Here is a 2,845-nt window from a genome sequence, read left to right as displayed (position 1 = left end):
GTCGTCACGCTGCTGTGCATCCCAGCCCGAGTCGCGGCCGGACAGCACTTCGGCCACACCGCGCGACTGCACGTACATCACCACCGGCGCCATCAGCGCGGCCAGCACGGTTTCCACCAGCATCGACAGGAACGCCCGGATCGCGCCACCACAGCCACGGCGTTCAACCGGATCGAGCAGCATCGCAAAGTAACCCAGCACCTTGGGCATCAGCAGCACCGCCATGGTGGCGGCGAACAGGCGCACCACCTGTTCTTCATCCTGCGCACGCCAGTACACGCTGGGCGACAGGTGCAGCAGGGCGTTGAAATCGATGCCTTCCTGGAACAGCGGGATGGCGATGCCGATCAGCATCAGCATCGCCCACATCGGTGCGGTGAAGTAATGGCCGATGCCGATCAGCATGTGCACGCGGCTGATCCAGTGCAGGCCACGGCTGCCCACCACCTTGCCGTGCTGCAGGTTGCCCTGGCACCAGCGGCGATCGCGCACCAGCAGGTCCGTCAACGTCGGCGGGCCTTCCTCGTAGCTGCCGCCCAGGTAGGGCACCATGTGCGCGGCCCAGCCACCACGGCGCATCAGCGCCGCTTCCACGAAATCATGGCTGAGCACGTGGCCGCCGAACGGCTTGCGCCCCGGCAGCTCCGGCAGGCCAGCGTGGTCGGCGAAGGCACGGGTGCGGATGATCGCGTTGTGCCCCCAGTAATTGCTTTCGGCACCGTGCCACCAGGCCACGCCACGGGCGATCACCGGCCCGTACACGCGCCCGCCGAACTGCTGCATGCGCGAGAACAGGGTGCGGCCGCCGATCACCGACGGCAGGGTCTGGATCAGGCCGACGTCGGCGTTGTGCTCCATGCCGGCGACCAGGCGCACGATGCTGTCACCGGTCATCAGGCTGTCGGCATCCAGGATCAGCATCTGCGGGTAGGCACCGCCGAAACGGCGTACCCAGTCGGCGATGTTGCCGGCCTTGCGCGCGCTGTTGTCGCCACGGCGGCGATAGAACAGTCGCGCACGCCCATCGGGCACCAGCTCGCGCAGTTCGGCGAACACCTGTTCTTCGGCACGCGCGATGTCCTCGCGGCGGGTATCGCTGAGCACGAAGAAATCGAAACGCTGCAACTGGCCAGTGGCCGCCACCGATTCGTAGATCGCGCGCAGGCCGGCCAGCAACCGGCGCGGGTCTTCGTTGTAAGTGGGCATCAGCAGCGCGGTGCGGCTGTGCACGGTGGGCAGCGGCTTGTCCGGATCGATGCCCAGACGGTAGCCCCGGTCGAACACGGCCGTCAGGAAGCCGGCCACCGCACTGGCGAAGGACAGCGCGATCCAGGCGAACAGGCCGACGAACAGCACCAGCAGGCAGGCCTCCAGAACGCTGATGCCGTTGCCGGACAGCACCCGCCACATCATCCGGGTGGCCACGGCGGTCATCGCCACCGTGCCGCCAAGGATGTACAGGCGACGCAGGCCGATCATGCGCGGCGAGGTGCGATGGCGGCGGACCTTCAGCGTGCCTTGCCGCAGCGTCTGTTCGGGCATCACCAGCGGTGCTTCGGCCGGCAGCAGGGCCCAGCCCGCGTCAGGACCGGCCGTGACCGGTTCCGCGTCGATGGTTTCACTCCCCATGGCCGCCTACTCCCTGCAGGCCGCAGGACCGGCCGTCCCGGCCAGGCTGCATGCACCAAGGTTCCTGGCACGCATTCCCGGCGTCCGCACTTGTCCTGTCTGCCACGGCGTCATGCCGCGCAGTCGCTGTCTGTCACTACCAGAACCCACACGATCTCCAACGGGGCGGAATCGAAAAATGCGGCCCAGTCTATGGCCCCGAATGTAAGCCGGGTGCGAAGGTCTACGCCGGTAAATCTCCCCATTCAGCAATCAGCAGGCGAACCACGCCGTGCGCCCCGCGGGTGTCGATCCATCCCGGAAAATACTGGATCGTAACAAACGAGAACGGTTATCATTCCGTTAACCAGGCAGGTCGCCGCGCTCCGCGCACCGGACCCACCCAGCTGCGCCGGACCTTCCGCGCGCCCGACGACCCAGGGAAGGGGTGGCTGCCTGCTGTCTGCGTGCGCCTGCTGCTTCCACCGGGTCTCTCCTCTCCCTTGGAAGCCGTCATGTCCCCTCTTCGTTCCGCGCGCCCGTCGCGCACCCGCTTGGCCAGCGCCTTGGCCGTCGCCTGCCTGCTGACCCTGCCTGCCCTTGCCGCCGCTGAAGCCAGCGCCGATGCCTCGACCAAGGACCTGGATACCGTGGTGGTCACCGCCTCAGGCAACCAGCAGTGGATCAAGGATGCCCCGGCCAGCATCAGCGTGATCAGCCGCGAAGACATCGAACGCCAGCCGGTGCACGACCTGGCCACCCTGCTCAGCCGTATTCCGGGCGTGACCGGTGGGCTCAGCGCCATTGGCGAGCAGTCCAAGATCAAGCTGCGCGGCATGCCGTCCAACTACACGCTGGTACTGGTGGACGGGAAGCGCATGGGCAGCTCGGCCTCGACCAACTATCGCCCCGACCTGGGCCGCCAGGACCTGAACTGGATTTCCCCCGACCAGATCGAACGCATCGAAGTAGTGCGCGGCCCGATGTCCTCGCTGTATGGCTCGGACGCGATGGGCGGGGTGATCAACATCATCACCAAGCGCATCGGTGACAGCTGGAACGGCAGCGCGACCCACAGCTACACCCGGCCGCAGGATGGCGACCGTGGCGATACCCAGCAGATCGGCGCGACCTTCTCCGGCCCGCTGGGCGAGCGCTTCGGCCTGCGCATCGGTGCCAACAGCATGCGCCGCGACTCGGACCGCTCCAACGGCGGCGTGTACCGTTGGAGCGGTCC

The 2,845-nt window shown here is 67.2% G+C and carries 2 protein-coding genes; one reads left to right on the top strand and one right to left on the bottom strand.

Translation table 11 applies throughout. From position 1 onward, the window contains the following. On the bottom strand, nucleotides 1–1,629 hold a 1,629-nt coding region (mdoH, locus tag AB4Y84_RS18330; RefSeq protein ID WP_442250609.1), incomplete at its 3' end, for a glucans biosynthesis glucosyltransferase MdoH. Between the two features lie 494 nt (nucleotides 1,630–2,123). On the opposite strand from mdoH, the gene AB4Y84_RS18325 reads away from it, so the two are divergent. Next, a partial coding sequence (locus AB4Y84_RS18325) for a TonB-dependent receptor plug domain-containing protein (RefSeq protein ID WP_442250608.1) occupies nucleotides 2,124–2,845 on the top strand: 722 nt, incomplete at its 3' end.

It is taken from the genome of Stenotrophomonas sp. 2YAF22 (assembly GCF_052114665.1).
Lineage (GTDB): Bacteria > Pseudomonadota > Gammaproteobacteria > Xanthomonadales > Xanthomonadaceae > Stenotrophomonas > Stenotrophomonas indicatrix.
This window is presented reverse-complemented; position numbering and strand designations above follow the sequence as displayed.